Raw genomic sequence first — 18,773 nt, forward strand, 5'->3', positions numbered from 1 at the left:
TTGATTTTCTGCGCGAGCTTCATAGATTTCCAAATTTAAAAGATCTATAATTTTTCCGTCACTTCATTGCTTTACTATAATAAAATACTAAATCATTAGTGAATTGCTGTGTTAGTGTGGAAGTGAATTTTAAAGGAATAATTGAATAAAACCTAGTAAAATAAGTATTTATTATATAAAAAAAGAAAAATTCGATAAAAATAAGTAGCAATAAACAGTTATTTGTAGAATAATAAATTTAAGAGAGTAGAATGATTGGAAAAGGGTGGGGCAGATGATTCAATTAAATGGACAAAATTTATCGATGGAGCAATTAGCGCGTATTTTATATAGCGGGGAAAAAGTCGGAATTGCAGAAGAAGCGAAGGCGCGTGTTGTAAAAAGCCGCGAAGCAGTGGAACGAATCGTGCAGCAGGATAAAACCGTATACGGAATCAATACAGGATTCGGAAAGTTTAGTGATGTGAAAATCGCCGGGCAGGAAGTAAGCAAGCTGCAAGTTAATTTAATCCGCTCGCATGCATGCGGATTTGGAGAACCGTTTTCGGAACAAGTTGCAAAAGCAATGATGGTACTAAGGTTAAATGCATTATTAAAAGGGTTATCAGGTATTCGAATGGAAGTTCTTGAACGTTTATTATGGATGATCAATGAAGATGTCATTCCTGTTATTCCTCAGCAAGGTTCGCTCGGAGCATCCGGAGATTTAGCACCGCTTTCTCATTTAGTACTGGCGGTTATCGGGGAAGGGGATGTGTTTGTAAATGGTGTACAACGCTCGTCACATGAAGTATTTGAACGTCGGGGACTGCCGAAAATCGAACTGCAGGCGAAAGAAGGCCTGGCTTTAATTAACGGGACACAGGCAATGACGGCACAAGGTGTAGTCAATTATATCGAGGCTGAAAAACTGGCTTATGCGAGTGAGTGGATTGCAGCGATGACGATGGAAAGTTTATACGGCATTATCGATGCATTCCATCCTGCTGTTCATGAAGCACGCGGCATGCAAGAACAAATGGCTGTTGCAGAACGTATGCGTGACTGGTTAAAGGACAGCAAGCTCATCACACATCAAGGCGAAAAGCGAGTGCAGGACCCGTATTCACTTCGCTGTATCCCGCAAATACATGGTGCGAGCTGGCAAGTCCTGAATTATGTCAAAGAAAAGCTGGAAATTGAAATGAATGCGGCAACGGACAATCCGCTCATTTTTGATGACGGTGATGTAGTCATTTCGGGGGGGAACTTCCATGGACAGCCGATTGCGTTTGCAATGGACTTTCTGAAAATCGGCATGGCGGAGTTGGCCAATGTTTCGGAGCGCCGGATTGAACGATTAGTAAACCCGCAATTAAACGAAGGGCTGCCTGCATTTTTAAGTGCGAATCCCGGGCTTGAATCAGGAGCGATGATTTTGCAATATAGTGCGGCCAGTCTAGTATCGGAAAATAAAACATTGGCACACCCTGCATCGGTCGATTCCATCCCGTCTTCTGCCAATCAGGAAGATCATGTATCAATGGGAACAACCGGTTCTCGCCACGCGCGAATGATTATTGCCAATGTCCGGAATGTTTTGGCGATTGAAGCATTTTGTGCAGCACAAGCAGTGGAATACCGAGGTGCCGGCAAAATGTCGCCGAAGCTTTATGCTAAGTGGAATGACCTTCGGAAATTAGCGCCTGCTATGAAGGAGGACCGTATTTTTAGTCATGATGTAAATCGTATTATCGAATATTTAAAGCCGAATGCATAAATGTTTGCAAGCCCATTTCGATCAATAAGTTTGCTATAATAAATGTCTAGTAGCAAAAGAGGAGATTTATTATGACAAAACCACATTTATTAATAGTTGACGGAATGGCACTGTTGTTTCGTTCATTTTTTGCATCAGCCGCAATGAATCAGTTTATACGTTTAGATGACGGGACACCATCAAACGGTGTTCAAGGCTTTGCCCGCCATGTATTGACAGCACAAAATCTGATGCAGCCTACGCATTTGGCGGTATGCTGGGATATGGGCGCGGTCACGTTCCGAAATGACCTATACGATGGCTATAAGGCGAATAGACCTGCACCACCGGAAGAGATGCTGCCGCAATTCGATTTGGCTAAGAAAGTTTCGGAAATGATCGGGTGGCAAAATTTCGGTACACAAGGTCTTGAGGCAGATGATTTAATCGGCTCAATGATTGAAAAGTGGAAAGACGAGGCCCGAATTACCGTCATTAGCGGTGATAAAGATTTACTGCAATTATTAAATCCTTCGACAAAAATTGCCTTTACGAAAAAAGGCTATACAGAGTACGATGTTTATACGGAAAGCCGATTTGTTGAGGAATATGGCATTGCACCAAAACAATTTGCGGAAGTAAAAGCATTTATGGGAGATACGAGTGACGGGTATCCCGGTGTGAAGGGAATAGGTCCGAAAACAGCGTTACAGCTCATTCAAAATCACGGTTCCATTGATGGCGTATTAGAAGCATTGCCAACATTAAAGCCGGGTCAACGAATTAAGATCAGCGAAAATGAAGCAATGCTCCGTTTATCGCATCAATTGGCTACAATCCATTGTGAAGTACCGATTGATATTGAATTAAATCAATTAGCATTATCTCCCTATGCTCCGGAGCTGTTTGATCATGTTGAACAGCGAGGCTATCGACTTATTGCGAAGCATGCACGTTCTATTTATAAATAAATGTAAAGAGGTTGCGCACATTAGCGCAACCTCTTTTTAATGTGAAATGATACGCTCCCCTTTGACCTTTACAAGCTCCACATCCACTTTCCGAATAGTAGACTCGTTAAGAGGAATTTTTCCATCCTGCTCATACTTTTTCCACGTTTTCAAATCTTTTCGGTACAATATCTCAGAGAACCGGTATATATCGGCATCAAATTGTAATGAAGCTTTATAGGTTTGCTTTATTTCTTTTTTTACTTGCTGCTCAATTTTATTTTCTAATAATTCCATTTTATGTTCATTAAGCATTTCATTTGTCTGAACAACCAATTGAACTTGTAAATCAAACTGCACATTATTTTCGGAAACAATTGGTGTAATTTTAGAACGCACTTCGTCAACGGTTGTCGTTGTATATAATTCTTCAAATTCTTCCGTTTTAACGGTAATATCTGAGCGTTCTGTTTTATTATTGAGCCATTGAATACCGTTTATATCGTCGCCTAATAAATTTCCTTTAAAACCAGTGTTCTTACCGAGAGTGCTTATGCCTTTAAATGAATAAACCGGATCAGGTCCATCTTCCTTTGACCAGTTTTCGCTAATTTCAACCAATGGTATTTTGGCTTCGTGACTCGGTTCATTCAAATGAATCATCAGCTCACGAAATTGGATGGGACGGATTCGTGATGACTGATTATAGGAACTGAGCGGGTCGGACAACTTTGAAAGGGTGATGGATTTATTGATAATGGGGGTGATGAGCAAAGCTTCCTTGAGTGGTGAGTCTGTAATATAAGCCCAAGTCGTATACCTCAATTCCCTGTAGCGGATAAAGGAATCGATAATAGGTTCCACTTTATTTTCCTTTGCGATAGTTTCCGAAAAGAGAACATAGCTTAAATGCCCTAAAAAAAAGCGCTCATCCATCGTTTGATATAAATTGAAAAACGCTTCATCAAATGTTCTTCCTTTGGCCATCCCAACTTCAGCCTGTGTTGCTTCAGGATTCGGCTGATCGCTTTTGGCAATATTAGTGAAAGCAACAACCTGACTATAAATTTCATATTGACCTTCTTTATAATCGATTCCCAGGCCAAGTAAATAATACATACGTTCAGGCTGGTTTGTATCCCAGCAGCCGGCAAGTAAAAGCAACAATGGAAATAAGAGTAACTTCTTCATTTTGTTTTTTCCTTTGTTTTATCTTTAACATTTAATAATTCTGGGCGTTTCGTGCTCGAATTTGACGGCGGACGGAATAGGGACATTTTTATATTATCCCAGCTCAAATCGGCTGCTATATTTAAATAGGGAACACCATAAATACGGATATTCGCGATATAGACAAGGCAAACATAGATCGATAGGAAAAAACCAAAAAGCCCGAAAGCCGATGTAATAATAATAAATACAATTCGCAGCATGCTGATCGTCGTAACGAAGGACTGATTGACAAGTGTAAAGGTGGCAATCGTTGAAGTAGCTATAACCACAATCATGGCGGGACTTGTAATCCCTGCCCGGATGGCTGCGTCGCCTATAATCAATCCACCTACAACACTGATCGTTCCACCTAAAATACTCGGTAGGCGCAAGCCCGCTTCACGAAATAACTCAAACATAAAAAGCATCCCAAGCATTTCTAAAGCTGCAGGCAGCGGCGAGCCCGTATTGGCCTGGACAACAGTCGCAAGCAATTGGATGGGAAGCTGCTCTTGATGGAATGTCGTCAGCGCAAGCCAGAAAGCCGGGAGTAAAAATGCTATTAATATGCAGAATAAACGCAGTAATCGTTCCACTGAACTGAATATCGGAGGAAAGTCATTGTCCTCTCCGGTTTTAAGTAATACTAGAATATTGATGGGTGTGATAATTGCATATGCAATCCCGTCCACCAAAATGACGAAGCGTCCGGTAACGAGGGATTGCACCACAAAATCAGGACGGCCAGTTGTATCATTTAAAGGGATGAAATATGAAACTTTATTCAACCGTTCCATTATTAATTCACCACTTATAATAACATCAGTTTCGATTGCTGACAGTTGCTTTTTTAATTGTTTTAAAATCGATAAATCCGCAATGTCATTAAAAAACAGAATAGCCATATTTGTTTTTGAACGTGCTCCGATTGTTAATTTCTCAACACTTAACGAATTCGTAGGCAGGCGTTTCCGGATAAGCGCAATATTGACACCTAAATCTTCAATGAAGTTATCACGCGGACCTTTAATAAGTACTTCCAAGCTTGTCTCTTCAGGGCTTCGATTCGGCTTATTTTCGATATTGCTGCATAATAAAATCTTTAAATTTTCAACATAAATTAGAACAAATCCGCTAAACACATTCGTAACAGCCTCTTGCAGATCGTCAATTTTCTGTAGCTGGGGAAGATGCAATTTCTGCATTAAAACTTCCTCATCAAATTGTTCTTTTTGATGGCATACCACTTTTAGTCGGGGGACGACTACTTCATTGAATAAATGATTATCTGTCATCGCTTCACAAGTGATGAGCATAACGTCGCTTGCAGGAAAGTCAAATGTTTGAAAGCGAATATCAGCACAATTATCAAATAGCTTTTTTAAGGCAGCATATTCAATCATTATATTCCAACTTTCGTCTATTTTTTCGATTTACTAATATAAAGAGAATAATTGAAAGTACGAAAAAGAATAATGTAGTACTTATTAAAAAATATTGCCCTTTCCACTTGCTGAATATACTGTCATTGAGTAAAAAAAGAGGCAGCGAGCAAAAAACAAAAATCGGGAAAATATATGCCCAAATTTTCTTCTTTTGGCCAGTGAGTCCTAATAGTTCGATTATTATGAATAGTATAAAACCGATCCGGATAAATGCTCCTGTCAGCCACTGGTAAATAGAAAAGAAATCGATATGGTTTATAAAGCTCCCGATTGTGGCAATTCGCCATTCTTCATAGGCAGGATACCGCTGTTTAGCAGCTTCAGCTGGTCCGAATTCGGCAATTGCTCCCACTAATGGGCCTAGTGTTAATCCTAGTAGTAAAAAGAGCATGATCAATAAATGCGTTAATTTAAGCTTAGTCTTAAAATGATGCTGAATAAAAACGAGTAAATAAAGCTCTACAAAGCCGGAAGCGGGGTACAGCATTGATATGAAAACCGGTTTCACGCCATGCTCGAAAAAAGGCAGCAGTAATGCATAGTCTTTCACCTGTATATTGACAAAGGCGATAAAGAATCCAAGGACCACCACGACAAGCAAGACGACAACATTAACCATTGTGATTGTCATTATGGAGGATGCCGCCAGTAAGAAACATACAACTGCAAAGAACGAAAATAAAAGCAAAGGAGGAGTTTGGATTAAAAAAGTTGTTGAAACCCATTGCAATGTTTCATGCATTGTAACAACCGCCATGAGTATTAAGTAAAAAGCAATGATATATATGAGTACATTCCCAAGCTTCGGATAATTGTTTTGCAAATACATGCGAAGCGACTCATCTTTAATTTTTTTTACTGTAAGCAAAGGCAGGATCAGCCATGGAATGATAGGCAATACTGAAAAAATGACAGAAAACCAGGCGTCTCTGCCAGCTCCGTTTAATAAAGAAGGAATAATCGTGACATGATTTTTCAACCCGATGAATGTCATCGTTAAGAAAATAATATGTAAAAGACTAATAGAGCCAACTGATTTCATAATATATCCTCACAGTTTTTTTACAGTAATAGTCAATTAACTTATCATTTATTCAGAAAAAGAAAACAGCACTAGCATAAATGCTAATGCTGCTCCTTCTCGATTTTCACAAAGCTCAAAATTTTGCGGTTGTCATCGTATTTAAATGTTCGTACTTGACTGTCACGGTTACGGCCGCCATTATCATGTATAGTTAAATAAAGTTCATTGTTTTTAATCTCGTACCCGATCAACGGTACCCAATGATACTTATAAAGAGGTGTATAATTTTTTAGGAACTGCCCGGTGAAATACACATCAAACTTCATCGCAACCGGATTTCCCGCCCGCAGTTGCTCGATTGCCTGTGTTAGTGTGCATTCCTCGATACACCAGTTTTCCCCAAGCAATCGGCGCAAGTTTTTTATCATTCTCCATTTGAACAGCCCGATTTTCGTGCCGCCCAAAAATTTATACAGATCATTTACATCCTTTGTGCGTATCGTTTCATCCTCGCATAAATAATTCAAAATTACATGTGCAGTCGTCGGGCCGCATGCTGAGTTTTGATATTCAGGCCGGATGTCCGAACCATACTGTGACCTGCCATTTACATTTAATAATACTCGCATACTCATTACCTCCAGTGTGTTATAAAGTTATCATATACCCAATTGAAGCAAAAATAATCCTTTCCTGTTTGAAACTAAAATTAAAACAGCTCCGTCTAACGGTTAACGAATTGAAAAGGAGGTTCGAAAATGCAGCTTGAGCAATTTATTCGGACACATGGTGAAGAATTGCTGCGGCTTTCCTATACATATGTGAAAAATAAAGAAGCGGCAGAGGATGTCGTGCAGGACGTGCTGTTGAAGGCGTTTGAACAGCGTGGGCAATATCGCGGCGAAGCGAGTTACCGCACGTATTTATATCGTATGACAATCAACCGCAGCTATGATTATTTACGCAGCTGGAGCTATAAAAATACGGTATTAACGAATAAAATACAGCAAATTTTCCAAGGCGGCAAGTCAACGGAGCAGCAAGTACTTACTATATCGGAAAATCGTGCTCTAGGAAAAGCTGTTCTCGATTTACCTGTGAAATACCGGGAAGCCATCATTTTATATTATTACAAAGAGCTGAAAATTGCTGAAATTGCCGAACTGCTGTCTTGCTCGGACAATACGGTGAAAACGAGGCTAAGACGGGGTCGTGAAAAGCTGAAATCGACGTTAGAGGGAGGTGCGTGGGATGACGAATTCTCAAGTAAAGAAAGCTATTGATGAAACGATAGGGGAAGATGCGATGATGAATGAGGCTTATGTGCAAAAAATTTTACACGGAAAAAAACGCAGGAAAAAGCCGATTCCTTTTTTGCAGCCGGTCATTGTCGTGCTGCTAATGTTTACGATTGGTGGAATACTGTATTTCATACCGGAGCAAAGTGAACAAGCTGTTGAAATCGAATCGGAGTATTTAGCCGCGAATCATGAACAGCTAATTGCTGATTTTTATGGTGCAATCAACCAGCATGACAAAAAAGCTTTAGCGAAAGTATCTTTAGTCAATAGTGAGCAGGCATTCATACGCTATTCCATATTTGATTTCAAAAAGCCAATCGAAGTGATAAAAACAATAGAGACAGAAGAAGCAATCACATTATTTATAAGGTTGCAGACAAATGACTCCAACTTCTTAGAGGAGCTCATCATTAACAAAGAGACTGTAAAAATTGAGCTCGATATGACACAACCTATGGGATTCTATGAGGTAGAGGCTGAGCTGCCAAAGGAATTTACATTAGAATATAAAGTAGCACCATACGCTCCAGTATTGGAAAACATAGAGCTAGATCTAGAGGAAGCAACCGTTCAAACAGTAAATGGCCATACACTGTATCAAATCCCAACGGATGAGGGAATTTGGCGAGTGTTTGAAACGCCCGGCGGGGAACGTTTTGACTTGAATATTGCAAGTGATGGACCGACACAATTTATTACCGGCAATAATCAGCAATTTTTCTTTGTCGATAGTGAAACGATTGAAACGACATATATTTACCGGAATGATAAAAGGAACTATCAAATCGTGACAGGGGAACTTGAAAGCCCGCATGTAATGACGTTTGCTTCTGATTTTCATGACGAACCTGTATTATTTTCAAGTGGCAGTGAGCCGAAAGTGATTACAACTAAGCAAGGTCAGCTTATATATGCAAATATTTTTGAACATGCAAACCTGATAAATCCATCTGATTTTTATCATGCAGAAAGTATAGGTAAACACCTGCTTGTAGAGTATACGGAAGATTTGAAACAAATTTCGACTTATTATCAATTTACGGCACATGGTGTGTTAATGGATTATAGTAAAATCGGTATGCTTGAGGCAAAACCAGAGCATTTCACCGACATGTCATTAGCGCATCGATATAATGATCAACTGATTTATACTTTTAATAAAGATAAAATTTATTACGGAGGCAGATCGCTCGCAGGTGAGTTAGTTGAAGAGCAATATACGAATATTCAAATCAAAACAAAGGATAATCAATATTTCATAACAGGAGATGACGGCTTTAGCTGGACATTAACCCGAATCGCCCCGCGTATCCTTGTAGATGAAAAAGGTATTGAATACATAATACCGTTCGCTTTTGAAGATATGCCTCAAATCAGTGATGTTTTACTGGACGATGAGATCCAATCAATGGGAATTTATAAAATTGGCGGTATTGGGACATATGCATATATATTAGAGGAAGATTTAGACAAGATAAATGAATTATTCAGCCAAGCAACAGTGAATGATGAGTACATTAGTTTAGGGACATCGGATTTTATGATCGATATCGAATATAAAAATGGAAAGAGGGAAAGGCTGGAGCTATGGTTAAAAGAAAGAGACCAAGAAAGCTTCGTGATGAAAAATGATGTGGTCAGTAATACAATTACACTATTCAAAATCCCCGCAGCATTGGCGGACCGTTTGCGGAAATTAGCCGATAAAATTGAGGAAATAGACAATTCCAAATAAAAAAAGAAAACTGCCTCAAACATTTGGGGCAGTTTTCGTCTGTGAAAAATTAGCTGCTTAAACGAATAAAAGCAATTACATATTTTGCATCACTAAAGCTTTCCGCCTGAATACACAGCACTCGCACATGGAATCCAGCTAGAATCCTTTGGAGCGGTGTTGATCGCTTCGTGACCGGGGCGGCGTATCCCATTCGCCAGCTGGCAGCCATTAAGGAACACCAAGCACCATATCCGATAAGGGTTACAGTTAGTTACCTTCCTGTAATGCGGTCTTTTGATGCTTAGCGCCTTTCCACATAAATGTAAAAATAATCGTCAACAATAAAATAATAAGACCTGCGATAAATGGATACAAAATATCTATATCATAAAGCGCGCCTGCCAGAAGAGGCCCTAAAATATTGCCGATGCTCATATACGCATTGTTCATGCCCATTGCAAAGCCTTGTTCATTGCCTGCCATTTTAGAAATCAATGTCGTTAATACCGGACGTAAAATTGAAGTTGCAAGGAAAATCAATAAGGAAATCGCAAAGAACATCGCATAGCTCCCCGCGATGATCGAGAGCAGGAAACCTGAAGCTGTAACGATTAAAAATAATTTTAAAACATTCAATTCCCCAATTGTTTTTACGATCCAATCGACAACAAATAATTGCATAATGACACCGACTAAACCAGTTGCCGTCACCATAAAGGCGATTTCCTGCGGTGTTGCGCCAAATTTATCGTCGACATAAAGCCCAAGAACGGTCTCGTATGCCATTAAACCGAAGCTCATAATAAGCGTAATAATCAACGGGATGAAAAATGGTTTTTTCACGGATAAAACAATATCTTTTATCATAGACTGATTTTCACTTTGCGGTATTTCAATTTTCTCTGTAAGGCTTTCTTTTAGTGTGAAATACGAAACGATAAATGCAAGTAAACCGACAATCGCCGAGACAAGAAGCGGTGTTTTCAATCCGTAATCTGCCAAAAAGCCGCCGATGCCAGGTCCGATAACAATACCTAACGACATAGCGGCAGAAATGAAGCTATTTCCTTTTGCCCGTTGATCCATTGTCGTAATATCCGCAACATATGCATAAATGGCCGGAATTAAAAATGCACAGCCTATCCCGCCGATTGCACGCGATAAATAAAGCAGCCAAATCGAATTAGCGAAGTAAAAAATAAACATCGAAATCGCCAATGTAAGCAGCCCAATATTAATAAGCGGACGGCGACCATATTTATCCGTCCATTTCCCTCCGATTGGAGAGACTAAAAATTGTGCGAATGCAAAAATCGCAATAATTAAACCTGCTGCCGTCCCGCCTTGCCCGAGCTCTTTTAAATAGGCGGGTATAATCGGAATAATAATCCCGAAGCTCCCTACAGCAATAAACATATTGAGCATTAGTAATGCCAATTTTTTTCGTTGATCTGAAGTCATATCCGTTTCCTTCCTGCTGAAAAATTTACATGTAATCCATTGTAATATGTATTGTTTATTTATACAAACTAGAGTAATAGGAAAAAAATAAATCGTAATAATTACTATTTGTATTGACAAAATGTTTTTGTGTAAGTTACATTATAAAACGTAATAATTACTATTTAGGAGTGAGCATATGAAAATATCAAATTTGAAAGTACTTTCAATTTCGGCAGCAATAATTTTAAGTTTAGCAGCATGTAATACGGAAGAAGTGAAGCAAGTCGAGCAAAAGGAGAAGTCAGTACAGGCGCATGGAGAACTTCATGAGCAAGAGCAACAGCAAGAGCAACAGCATACAGATGAACCAAGTCATCATGAGGAAAGTGAAACGAGATATTTAGTCAGCTCAACGGATAAAGTGTTCATATTAGATGGGAATTTTGAGCAACTAAAGCAATTTAATATTGGACAAAGCGCTTTTACTATGGCAAGTGAAGGGCGATATGTATTTGCGCGAGATGCAGTAAATAATGATTCCTATACATTAATTGATTCCGGAATTTACGCAGAGGATCATGGTGACCATTTACATACGTACTCAAAAGATCCAGTTATAGCCAACACAGAAATTGAGGCAAATAAGCCGGCACATATGATTAGCCATGCAGGGCGTACTGCAATATTCAATGATGGCAGTGGAAAAGTCGATGTGTTTTTAAATGAGGACCTTTCAGTGGATCAACTCGAATTGGATTTTTATTATGAAGGACTGCCTCATCATGGAGCAGCAGTACCTTTATCAACAGGGGAACTAGCCGTAACGTTTATCGAAAAAGCAGGGAACGCATTACCAAATGGCGTAAAAGTAGTCGATCAGGCAGGACAAGATAAAAGAATCATTACAAATAGCTGCGAAGGATTACATGGAACGGCATATAGCGGAAAGGGCGCAAATGAAAAATTGGCATTTGGTTGTGTCGGAAAAGTAGTATTATATAATGTTGCGAATAATGAATCGACTGATATCATAATGCCAAATTCAAAAGCCCGTGTTTCAACGGTAAAGCATGCTAATGGCAGCGATTATTTCTTTACAAATTATTCAGTTGAAAACGAAGCGCAAAATCAAGTAGGCATTATTAACGGTAAAACTGCCGAACTAAAACTAGTTCAATTACCGAGCGCATATAAATCTGCAACACTCGTAACGCATGATGATATAGCGTATATATTAGCGGAAGATGGCAATATTTATGCGGTTGATATGACAACTGCTTCAATTAGGCTGACAATTTCCGCATTTAATCCATTCAATCTTGATGAAGAAGCGCCAATATTATTCAAAGCGAATAATAGTCTTTTTGTTTCAATGCCGAGTTTCCAAAAAATATACGAAGTGCATGGCAATCACACACATGAAGTTATAAAACTTGATTTTGAACCGACAGCTATTTTAACGATTGAGACGAACTAATTGAAAAGGGGGCTTGTATTAACTGTCTTTTTAACTTTTAATACAAGCCCCCTATATTTGATATTTGCTGAAAAGCCTCGCCTCTGTGTTAAGAGGGAAATCCAAAAATCAATTTCCAGATATACTTTCCATATTAGGCTTGCGCGTTTAAAAATTCTTCAACTTGTGCAGGCGATTTAGCATTGGCACTATGCAAGTGTGCTAATTTCTCTCCATTTTTAAAGATTAATAATGAGGGGATACCCATCACTTGATATTTCTCGGCTAAATCCGGGAAGTTATCGCGGTTAATAGAATACCAGTCATATTGGTTGTACGCCTCGATGATCGGATCGATAAACATATCCATACGTGTGCAGTCAGGACACCAGCCAGCAAAGAATTTAATGATTACCGGCTTATTCGTAGTTGTCAGTTCTGTAAATTGTTCAATTGTTGTAATTTCTTGCATTTTATTCACGCTCCTTATTGCCCATTGTACACGAAATAGGCAGATTACGAAAAGTAATTAAGCTTAGGAAAAGGTTTAGCATACTTTAAAAATATAAGAATAATAATTTTATTCAAATTTATGAGAAAATTATTGCGTAAATTGTCAAAATAATCTACACTAAGAACAGAAAAGCTGTTTGAAGTTTTTTTTTAAACTTAAAATGAATGACTGTTCATTCAAGGGAGAAGGGGGAAGTGCTCGTGACTTACAAAATTCAAAAAGTAGCGGTTTTAGGTTCAGGGGTAATGGGATCAGGGATTGCAGCACATTTAGCAAATATCGGGATTCCTACGTTATTATTAGACATTGCACCAAGCGAGCTTACAAAAGATGAAGAGGCAAAAGGTTTGACGCTTGATTCAAAATTTGTAAAAAATCGCTTTGCCAATACGGCAATGCAAAAATTATTAAAACAAAAGCCGGCACCACTTTCGGCGAAAAAAAATCTAGCATTAATTACACCGGGCAACTTTGACGATGATTTGGAAAAACTGAAAGATGTTGACTGGATTATCGAAGTTATTGTAGAAAAATTGGATATTAAAAAAGGTTTATTTGAAAAGATTGATGCTGTTCGCAAGCCGGGGACAATCGTTTCTTCAAATACATCAGGGGTAAGCATCAACGCAATGGCGGAAGGACGCTCTGAAGATTTCCAAGAACACTTCCTTGGCACGCATTTCTTTAATCCGCCGCGATATTTAAAATTACTGGAAGTCATCCCGGCAAACACTACGAAGCCGGAAGTTGTTAGCTTTATGCAATCGTTCGGTGAGGATGTGCTCGGTAAAGGGGTGGTCGTTGCTAAAGACACACCAAACTTCATCGCCAACCGCATCGGAACTTATGGTTTACTCGTAACGATGCAGGAAATGGTGGCACGCAACTATTCTGTAGGTGAAGTCGACTCTGTGACAGGCCCACTAATCGGGCGTCCGAAATCCGCGACATTCCGTACATTGGATGTTGTCGGTCTCGATACGTTCGCGCATGTGGCGAAAAACGTATACGATAAAACGTCTGGCGCGGAGCAAGCTGTATTTGAAGAATCGCCAATTTTAAACAAAATGATTACTAATGGTTGGTTAGGCGCTAAATCAGGCCAAGGCTTCTTCAAAAAAGAAGGAAAAGAAATCCTTCAATTAAACTTATCGACATTTGAATATGAGCCATCTACAAAGCTAGCAGCACCATCACTGGAAATGGCAAAACAAGCAAAAGGCCCAGGCGGCAAACTAAAAGTATTAATTTATGCAAATGACCGGGCAGGCGAAATTTTATGGAACTCATTTGCTCCTACATTAATTTACTCTGCCCAGCTTACCGGCGAAATTGCGGATGATATTTTGGCAATCGACAATGCGATGAAATGGGGATTCGGATGGGCACAAGGTCCATTTGAAATGTGGGATTCAATCGGGGTTGAAAAATCAGTCGGAAAAATGAAAGCGGAAGGCCGTGAAATTCCGGCATTCGTATCAGGTTTGCTAGATAAAGGCTTCACAACATTCTACAAAGAAATCGACGGCGATCTGGCCTATTACAATGGGGCTGAATATGTAAAAGTGCCTGTAAATGACAAAGCGATTGATTTAAAGCGCTACAAGAAAAAGCATGGCGTTATTAAGGCAAATTCAGGAGCGAGTTTAATCGATTTGGGGGATGGAATTGCCTTGCTTGAATTCCACTCGAAATCAAATGCAATTGGTTTGGATATTATACAAATGATTAACTATGCGATTGATGAAGTCGAAAAAAACTTTAAAGGTCTCGTTATCGGAAACCAAGGCAAAAACTTCTGTGTAGGCGCCAACCTTGCTATGATTTTAATGGAAGCGCAAGACGATAATATTTTCGAGCTTGATTTCGTTATTAAATCATTCCAGCAAGCGATGCGCCGTATTAAATACTCCACAAAGCCAGTTGTTGCGGCACCGTTCCAAATGGCACTGGGAGGCGGGGCGGAAGTATGCTTGCCGGCAGCGCATATCCAAGCCTCGGCAGAAACATATATGGGTCTTGTTGAAGTAGGGGTTGGTTTAATCCCAGGCGGTGGTGGTAACCTAGCACTTTATGAAAAATTCATTAAAGGCTTGCCGCATGGCGTGGAAGTAGATTACCAGCAAATCGCAAATAAAGTTTTCGAAACGATTGCAATGGCGAAAGTTTCTACTTCGGGTGAAGAAGCGCGCGAAAACAACTTCCTGAACTTCGCGGATGGAATTTCCGTAAACCCGGATCACTTGATTTATGATGCGAAGCAAACGGCACTTGCACTCGCGGAAGCAGGATATACACCGCCAGTAAAAGGCTCTGTGAAAGTAGTTGGCGCACCGGGCTATGCAACATTATTATTAGGCGCACAAGGCATGTTTGATTCTGGATACATTACAGAGCATGACTTGAAAATCGCGAAAAAACTTGCATATGTCATTGCAGGCGGTAAAGTGCCATATGGAACTGAAGTATCAGAAGAGTATTTATTGAATCTGGAAAAACAGGCATTCCTGGAACTAGTCGCAGATCAGAAATCACAAATGCGTATGCAGCATATGCTCGTAAAAGGCAAACCATTACGCAATTAATAACTTGAACTGTTCTCAATTCAAATATTTCGCCGGCAAGTAGATTCCGAGTTTGCTTGCTGGCCATCACAAGGGGGAAACATTACTATGCGTGAAGCCGTAATCGTTGCAGGAGCACGAACACCAATCGGACGTGCGAAAAAAGGAACACTTGCGAACACTCGTCCAGATGACTTTGGTGCAGTAGTAGTCAAAGAGACGTTAAAACGTGCGGGCTATGAAGGTCCGATTGATGATTTAATTATGGGATGTGCGATGCCGGAAGCTGAGCAAGGGATGAACGTTGCCCGCTTAGTTGGCGCATTGGCAGGGCTTCCAGATGAAACACCAGCATTAACAGTAAATCGTTTCTGTTCATCGGGCTTGCAAACAATTGCCTATGCAGCAGAGCGTATTATGCTTGGCCATTCAAAAGCGATTATTGCAGGAGGCACGGAATCGATGAGCATGATTCCGATGACAGGCAATACAGTGCGCTTAAACCCTAAATTGGCAGAAGAAGCGCCTCAATATTATATCGGCATGGGCCATACAGCTGAAGCAGTGGCGAATCGCTACAATGTGAGCCGTGAAGATCAGGATGCCTTCGCTGTACGCTCACATGAATTAGCTGAAAAAGCGATTAAAGAAGGCAAATTCAAAGATGAAATCGTTCCGGTTGAAGTAACGGAATATTATGTCGATGAAAACAACCAGTTAAAAGAAAAGAAAAAAGTGTTTGATACGGATGAAGGGGTACGTCCAGGCACATCTATGGAAGGTCTTGCAAAATTGCGCCCAGCATTTAATGTGAAGGGCTCTGTAACTGCGGGGAACGCTTCCCAAACTTCGGACGGAGCAGCGGCAGTTCTTGTAATGGACCGTGAAGAAGCTGAAAAGCAAGGAATGAAGCCGCTTGCGAAGTTTTTAGGCTTTGCAGTAGGAGGCGTCCCACCAGAAGTAATGGGGATTGGCCCGATTGTAGCTGTGCCAAAAGCGTTGGAAATCGCCGGAATTACACAAGATCAAGTGGATTTATGGGAAATTAACGAAGCATTCGCATCACAATCGATTCAAGTTGTGCGTGAATTGGGTATCGACATCGATAAAGTGAATGTCAATGGCGGTGCTATCGCTTTAGGTCATCCGCTTGGTGCAACAGGTGCGATTTTAACAGTGAAATTAATTAACGAGCTGAAACGCCGCGGAGGCAAATACGGTGTCGTTACGATGTGCATCGGCGGCGGTATGGGTGCGGCAGGCGTATTTGAAGTACTTTAATTGTCTGGGGAAATAATAAATCACAAAGGAAACTAGGGAGGAATTTATAATGGCACAAACAACAAACAGCATTATTAAAGGTGGCGGCTTTTTAATCGAGGACGTGGAAATCGATCGTGTAATTACACCGGAGGATTTCACGGATGAGCAAAAAATGATTGCTCAAACGACTCAGGAATATGTAACAAATGAAGTATTGCCGGTAGTTGAAAACTTGGAGCATCATGAGTTTGATCATTCTGTACGTCTATTGAAAACGGCTGGTGAATTAGGCTTGCTGGCGGCTGATGTACCGGAAGAATACGAAGGCTTGGGCTTAGATAAAATTTCTTCGGCATTGATCGCTGAAAAAATGTCACCGGCTGGCGGCTTTTCAATCACGCATGGTGCACATGTAGGAATCGGCTCATTGCCAATCGTGCTATTCGGTAACCATGAGCAAAAAACGAAGTACTTACCGAAGCTGGCTTCAGGTGCATTAATCGCAGCATATGCATTAACAGAGCCAGGTTCAGGTTCGGATGCATTAGGTGCTAAAACGACAGCTAAGTTAAATGAAGCAGGCACACACTACGTATTAAACGGCGAAAAACAATGGATTACAAATGCAGGCTTTGCTGATGTATTCGTTGTATACGCAAAAATCGATGGCGATAAATTTACTGCATTCATCGTTGAGCGTTCATTCCCGGGTGTTTCTGTAGGTCCGGAAGAGAAGAAAATGGGTATTAAATCATCTTCAACTCGTACATTGATTTTAGAAGATGCAGAAGTGCCTGTAGAAAACCTGTTAGGTGAAGTAGGCCGCGGTCATATTATTGCATTCAACATTTTAAATATCGGACGTTATAAATTAGGAGTAGGTACTGTAGGTGCATCAAAACGTGCATTTGAATTGGCAGTTGCCTATACGAACCAACGTCAGCAATTCAAAACGAAATTATCGGATTTCAACCTTACAAAAGAAAAGATCGCATCAATGGCTTCTCACATTTATGCATCTGAATCTTTAAACTATCGTACAGTTGGTTACTTCGAAGATCGTTTAAGCCAGTTATCGGACGAAGAGCAAAAAGACGGCAAATCAATCGCGGCAGCAATCGCTGAGTATGCAATTGAATGCTCGATCGCAAAAGTATTCGGTTCTGAAACACTGGATTTCGTAGCGGATGAAGCAGTTCAGTTACACGGCGGCTACGGCTTCATGGCGGAGTACGAAGTGGAACGCATTTACCGCGATTCTCGTATTAACCGTATTTTCGAAGGTACAAACGAGATTAACCGTATGATCGTACCGGGCACATTCATGAAAAAAGCATTAAAAGGTGAATTACCGCTATTACAAGTAGCACAAGAGCTGCAAAACGAACTATTAATGCTTATGCCTGAAGAAATCGGCAGCGGTGCTTTAGAGCAAGAGAAATATTTAGTGAAAAACGCGAAGAAGATTGCAGTCCTTGCAGCAGGTGCAGCAGCACAACGCTACGGCGCAAAACTGGATGCGGAGCAAGAGCTGTTAGTGAACATCGCGAACATTGCGAACCAATTATACGCAATGGAATCTGCAGTAATCCGTACACAAAAAGCAATCGAGCGTGACGGAGAAGAAAAAGCAGCACAAAAAATTCTTTACACACAAATTTTCTGCCAGGAAGCATTCGCGGAAATCGAAAAAGAAGCAAAAGAAACATTAATCGCTTCAGTTGAAGGCGATGATGCACGTATGATTTTATCGGCCTTACGTAAATTAACGCGCAACAACCCTTACAACCTGATTCCGAAAAAACGTGAAGCAGCAGCGAAACTAATTGATGCTGAGAAATATGTAGTTTAATAATCGAATGAAATCGGGTGCAGGACGTGGCACCCGGTTTTTTCTATTGGATTTTCTAATAAAACGTAAAATGTTCTAATATAATTTCAAATGATCTAATATATCTCGGAAGTTCTAATATAAGCTGTCTTTTTTCTAATATGCCCCTGGGGTTTTCTAGTAAGTAAGTACATTCTTCTAAAATACGTCCATCAAGTTCTAATATACTCATACATCTTCTAATAAAAACCAAGTCCGATAAAACTCCAATAATACAAACGCATTTTTGATTTGTCGTATTATATCCGTTACAAT

The 18,773-nt window shown here is 40.1% G+C and carries 14 protein-coding genes; 8 read left to right on the plus strand and 6 right to left on the minus strand.

The features are described from left to right. Positions 1-274 precede the first annotated feature (274 nt). Positions 275-1,759: a histidine ammonia-lyase gene (hutH, locus tag ACTHOQ_RS06655; RefSeq protein ID WP_440494991.1), complete on the plus strand. Its 1,485-nt coding sequence runs from the start codon at positions 275-277 to the stop codon at positions 1,757-1,759. Between the two features lie 71 nt (positions 1,760-1,830). Next, entirely contained in the window at positions 1,831-2,709 is an 879-nt protein-coding gene (locus ACTHOQ_RS06660) for a 5'-3' exonuclease (protein WP_440494992.1), read from the plus strand. Positions 2,710-2,745: 36 nt separating this feature from the next. Here ACTHOQ_RS06660 and ACTHOQ_RS06665 read toward each other — a convergent pair whose 3' ends face one another. The 4 genes from ACTHOQ_RS06665 to ACTHOQ_RS06680 form a co-directional block, all read right to left on the minus strand. Beyond that, complete coding sequence (locus ACTHOQ_RS06665; protein WP_440494994.1) at positions 2,746-3,879, minus strand: Ger(x)C family spore germination protein; 1,134 nt, start codon at positions 3,877-3,879, stop codon at positions 2,746-2,748. Further along, the gene (locus ACTHOQ_RS06670; RefSeq protein WP_440494995.1) at positions 3,876-5,303 is read right to left on the minus strand and encodes a spore germination protein; all 1,428 of its coding nucleotides are present in this window, start codon (positions 5,301-5,303) and stop codon (positions 3,876-3,878) included. Before ACTHOQ_RS06670 ends, ACTHOQ_RS06665 begins: the two co-directional genes overlap by 4 nt. Continuing rightward, positions 5,296-6,387 (minus strand): endospore germination permease, encoded by a 1,092-nt coding sequence (locus ACTHOQ_RS06675; RefSeq protein ID WP_440494996.1) that lies wholly within the window; start codon positions 6,385-6,387, stop codon positions 5,296-5,298. Before ACTHOQ_RS06675 ends, ACTHOQ_RS06670 begins: the two co-directional genes overlap by 8 nt. Before the next feature lie 83 nt (positions 6,388-6,470). Beyond that, positions 6,471-6,998 (minus strand): C39 family peptidase, encoded by a 528-nt coding sequence (locus ACTHOQ_RS06680; RefSeq protein ID WP_440494997.1) that lies wholly within the window; start codon positions 6,996-6,998, stop codon positions 6,471-6,473. Positions 6,999-7,127: 129 nt separating this feature from the next. Between ACTHOQ_RS06680 and ACTHOQ_RS06685 the strand changes: the two genes are divergently transcribed. Then, the gene (locus ACTHOQ_RS06685) at positions 7,128-7,652 is read left to right on the plus strand and encodes a sigma-70 family RNA polymerase sigma factor (protein WP_440494998.1); all 525 of its coding nucleotides are present in this window, start codon (positions 7,128-7,130) and stop codon (positions 7,650-7,652) included. Then, positions 7,621-9,405 carry a hypothetical protein gene (locus ACTHOQ_RS06690; protein WP_440494999.1) on the plus strand — a complete coding sequence of 595 codons (1,785 nt, stop codon included), beginning with the start codon at positions 7,621-7,623 and terminating at the stop codon, positions 9,403-9,405. Before ACTHOQ_RS06685 ends, ACTHOQ_RS06690 begins: the two co-directional genes overlap by 32 nt. A gap of 249 nt (positions 9,406-9,654) precedes the next feature. Here the strand turns inward: ACTHOQ_RS06690 and ACTHOQ_RS06695 are convergent, their stop codons facing one another. After that, positions 9,655-10,848: an MFS transporter gene (locus ACTHOQ_RS06695; RefSeq protein ID WP_440495001.1), complete on the minus strand. Its 1,194-nt coding sequence runs from the start codon at positions 10,846-10,848 to the stop codon at positions 9,655-9,657. Between the two features lie 178 nt (positions 10,849-11,026). On the opposite strand from ACTHOQ_RS06695, the gene ACTHOQ_RS06700 reads away from it, so the two are divergent. Continuing rightward, positions 11,027-12,307: a hypothetical protein gene (locus ACTHOQ_RS06700; protein WP_440495002.1), complete on the plus strand. Its 1,281-nt coding sequence runs from the start codon at positions 11,027-11,029 to the stop codon at positions 12,305-12,307. 133 nt (positions 12,308-12,440) lie between these two features. Here the strand turns inward: ACTHOQ_RS06700 and ACTHOQ_RS06705 are convergent, their stop codons facing one another. Next, positions 12,441-12,758, minus strand: coding sequence for a thioredoxin family protein (locus ACTHOQ_RS06705; RefSeq protein WP_440495003.1), 318 nt, complete (start codon positions 12,756-12,758; stop codon positions 12,441-12,443). Positions 12,759-13,000: 242 nt separating this feature from the next. On the opposite strand from ACTHOQ_RS06705, the gene ACTHOQ_RS06710 reads away from it, so the two are divergent. The 3 genes from ACTHOQ_RS06710 to ACTHOQ_RS06720 all read left to right on the plus strand — a co-directional run bounded on the left by ACTHOQ_RS06710 (position 13,001) and on the right by ACTHOQ_RS06720 (position 18,479). Then, positions 13,001-15,385, plus strand: coding sequence for a 3-hydroxyacyl-CoA dehydrogenase/enoyl-CoA hydratase family protein (locus ACTHOQ_RS06710; protein WP_440495004.1), 2,385 nt, complete (start codon positions 13,001-13,003; stop codon positions 15,383-15,385). Between the two features lie 87 nt (positions 15,386-15,472). Continuing rightward, positions 15,473-16,645: an acetyl-CoA C-acetyltransferase gene (locus ACTHOQ_RS06715; RefSeq protein ID WP_440495005.1), complete on the plus strand. Its 1,173-nt coding sequence runs from the start codon at positions 15,473-15,475 to the stop codon at positions 16,643-16,645. Positions 16,646-16,694: 49 nt separating this feature from the next. Beyond that, a complete protein-coding gene (locus ACTHOQ_RS06720; protein ID WP_440495007.1) occupies positions 16,695-18,479 on the plus strand; it encodes an acyl-CoA dehydrogenase FadE in 1,785 nt (594 codons plus the stop codon). The last annotated feature ends 294 nt before the right edge of the window (positions 18,480-18,773 follow it).

It is taken from the genome of Solibacillus silvestris (assembly GCF_051967575.1).
In the GTDB taxonomy this organism is placed as follows: Bacteria; Bacillota; Bacilli; order Bacillales_A; family Planococcaceae; genus Solibacillus; species Solibacillus silvestris_B.

Bases quoted from the DNA above. Each gene is read 5' to 3' on its own strand.
- hutH (WP_440494991.1), top strand. From the start codon at position 275: ATGATTCAATTAAATGGACAAAATTTATCGATGGAGCAATTAGCGCGT.
- ACTHOQ_RS06660 (WP_440494992.1), top strand. From the start codon at position 1,831: ATGACAAAACCACATTTATTAATAGTTGACGGAATGGCACTGTTGTTT.
- ACTHOQ_RS06665 (WP_440494994.1), bottom strand. From the start codon at position 3,879: ATGAAGAAGTTACTCTTATTTCCATTGTTGCTTTTACTTGCCGGCTGC.
- ACTHOQ_RS06670 (WP_440494995.1), bottom strand. From the start codon at position 5,303: ATGATTGAATATGCTGCCTTAAAAAAGCTATTTGATAATTGTGCTGAT.
- ACTHOQ_RS06675 (WP_440494996.1), bottom strand. From the start codon at position 6,387: ATGAAATCAGTTGGCTCTATTAGTCTTTTACATATTATTTTCTTAACG.
- ACTHOQ_RS06680 (WP_440494997.1), bottom strand. From the start codon at position 6,998: ATGCGAGTATTATTAAATGTAAATGGCAGGTCACAGTATGGTTCGGAC.
- ACTHOQ_RS06685 (WP_440494998.1), top strand. From the start codon at position 7,128: ATGCAGCTTGAGCAATTTATTCGGACACATGGTGAAGAATTGCTGCGG.
- ACTHOQ_RS06690 (WP_440494999.1), top strand. From the start codon at position 7,621: ATGACGAATTCTCAAGTAAAGAAAGCTATTGATGAAACGATAGGGGAA.
- ACTHOQ_RS06695 (WP_440495001.1), bottom strand. From the start codon at position 10,848: ATGACTTCAGATCAACGAAAAAAATTGGCATTACTAATGCTCAATATG.
- ACTHOQ_RS06700 (WP_440495002.1), top strand. From the start codon at position 11,027: ATGAAAATATCAAATTTGAAAGTACTTTCAATTTCGGCAGCAATAATT.
- ACTHOQ_RS06705 (WP_440495003.1), bottom strand. From the start codon at position 12,758: ATGCAAGAAATTACAACAATTGAACAATTTACAGAACTGACAACTACG.
- ACTHOQ_RS06715 (WP_440495005.1), top strand. From the start codon at position 15,473: ATGCGTGAAGCCGTAATCGTTGCAGGAGCACGAACACCAATCGGACGT.
- ACTHOQ_RS06720 (WP_440495007.1), top strand. From the start codon at position 16,695: ATGGCACAAACAACAAACAGCATTATTAAAGGTGGCGGCTTTTTAATC.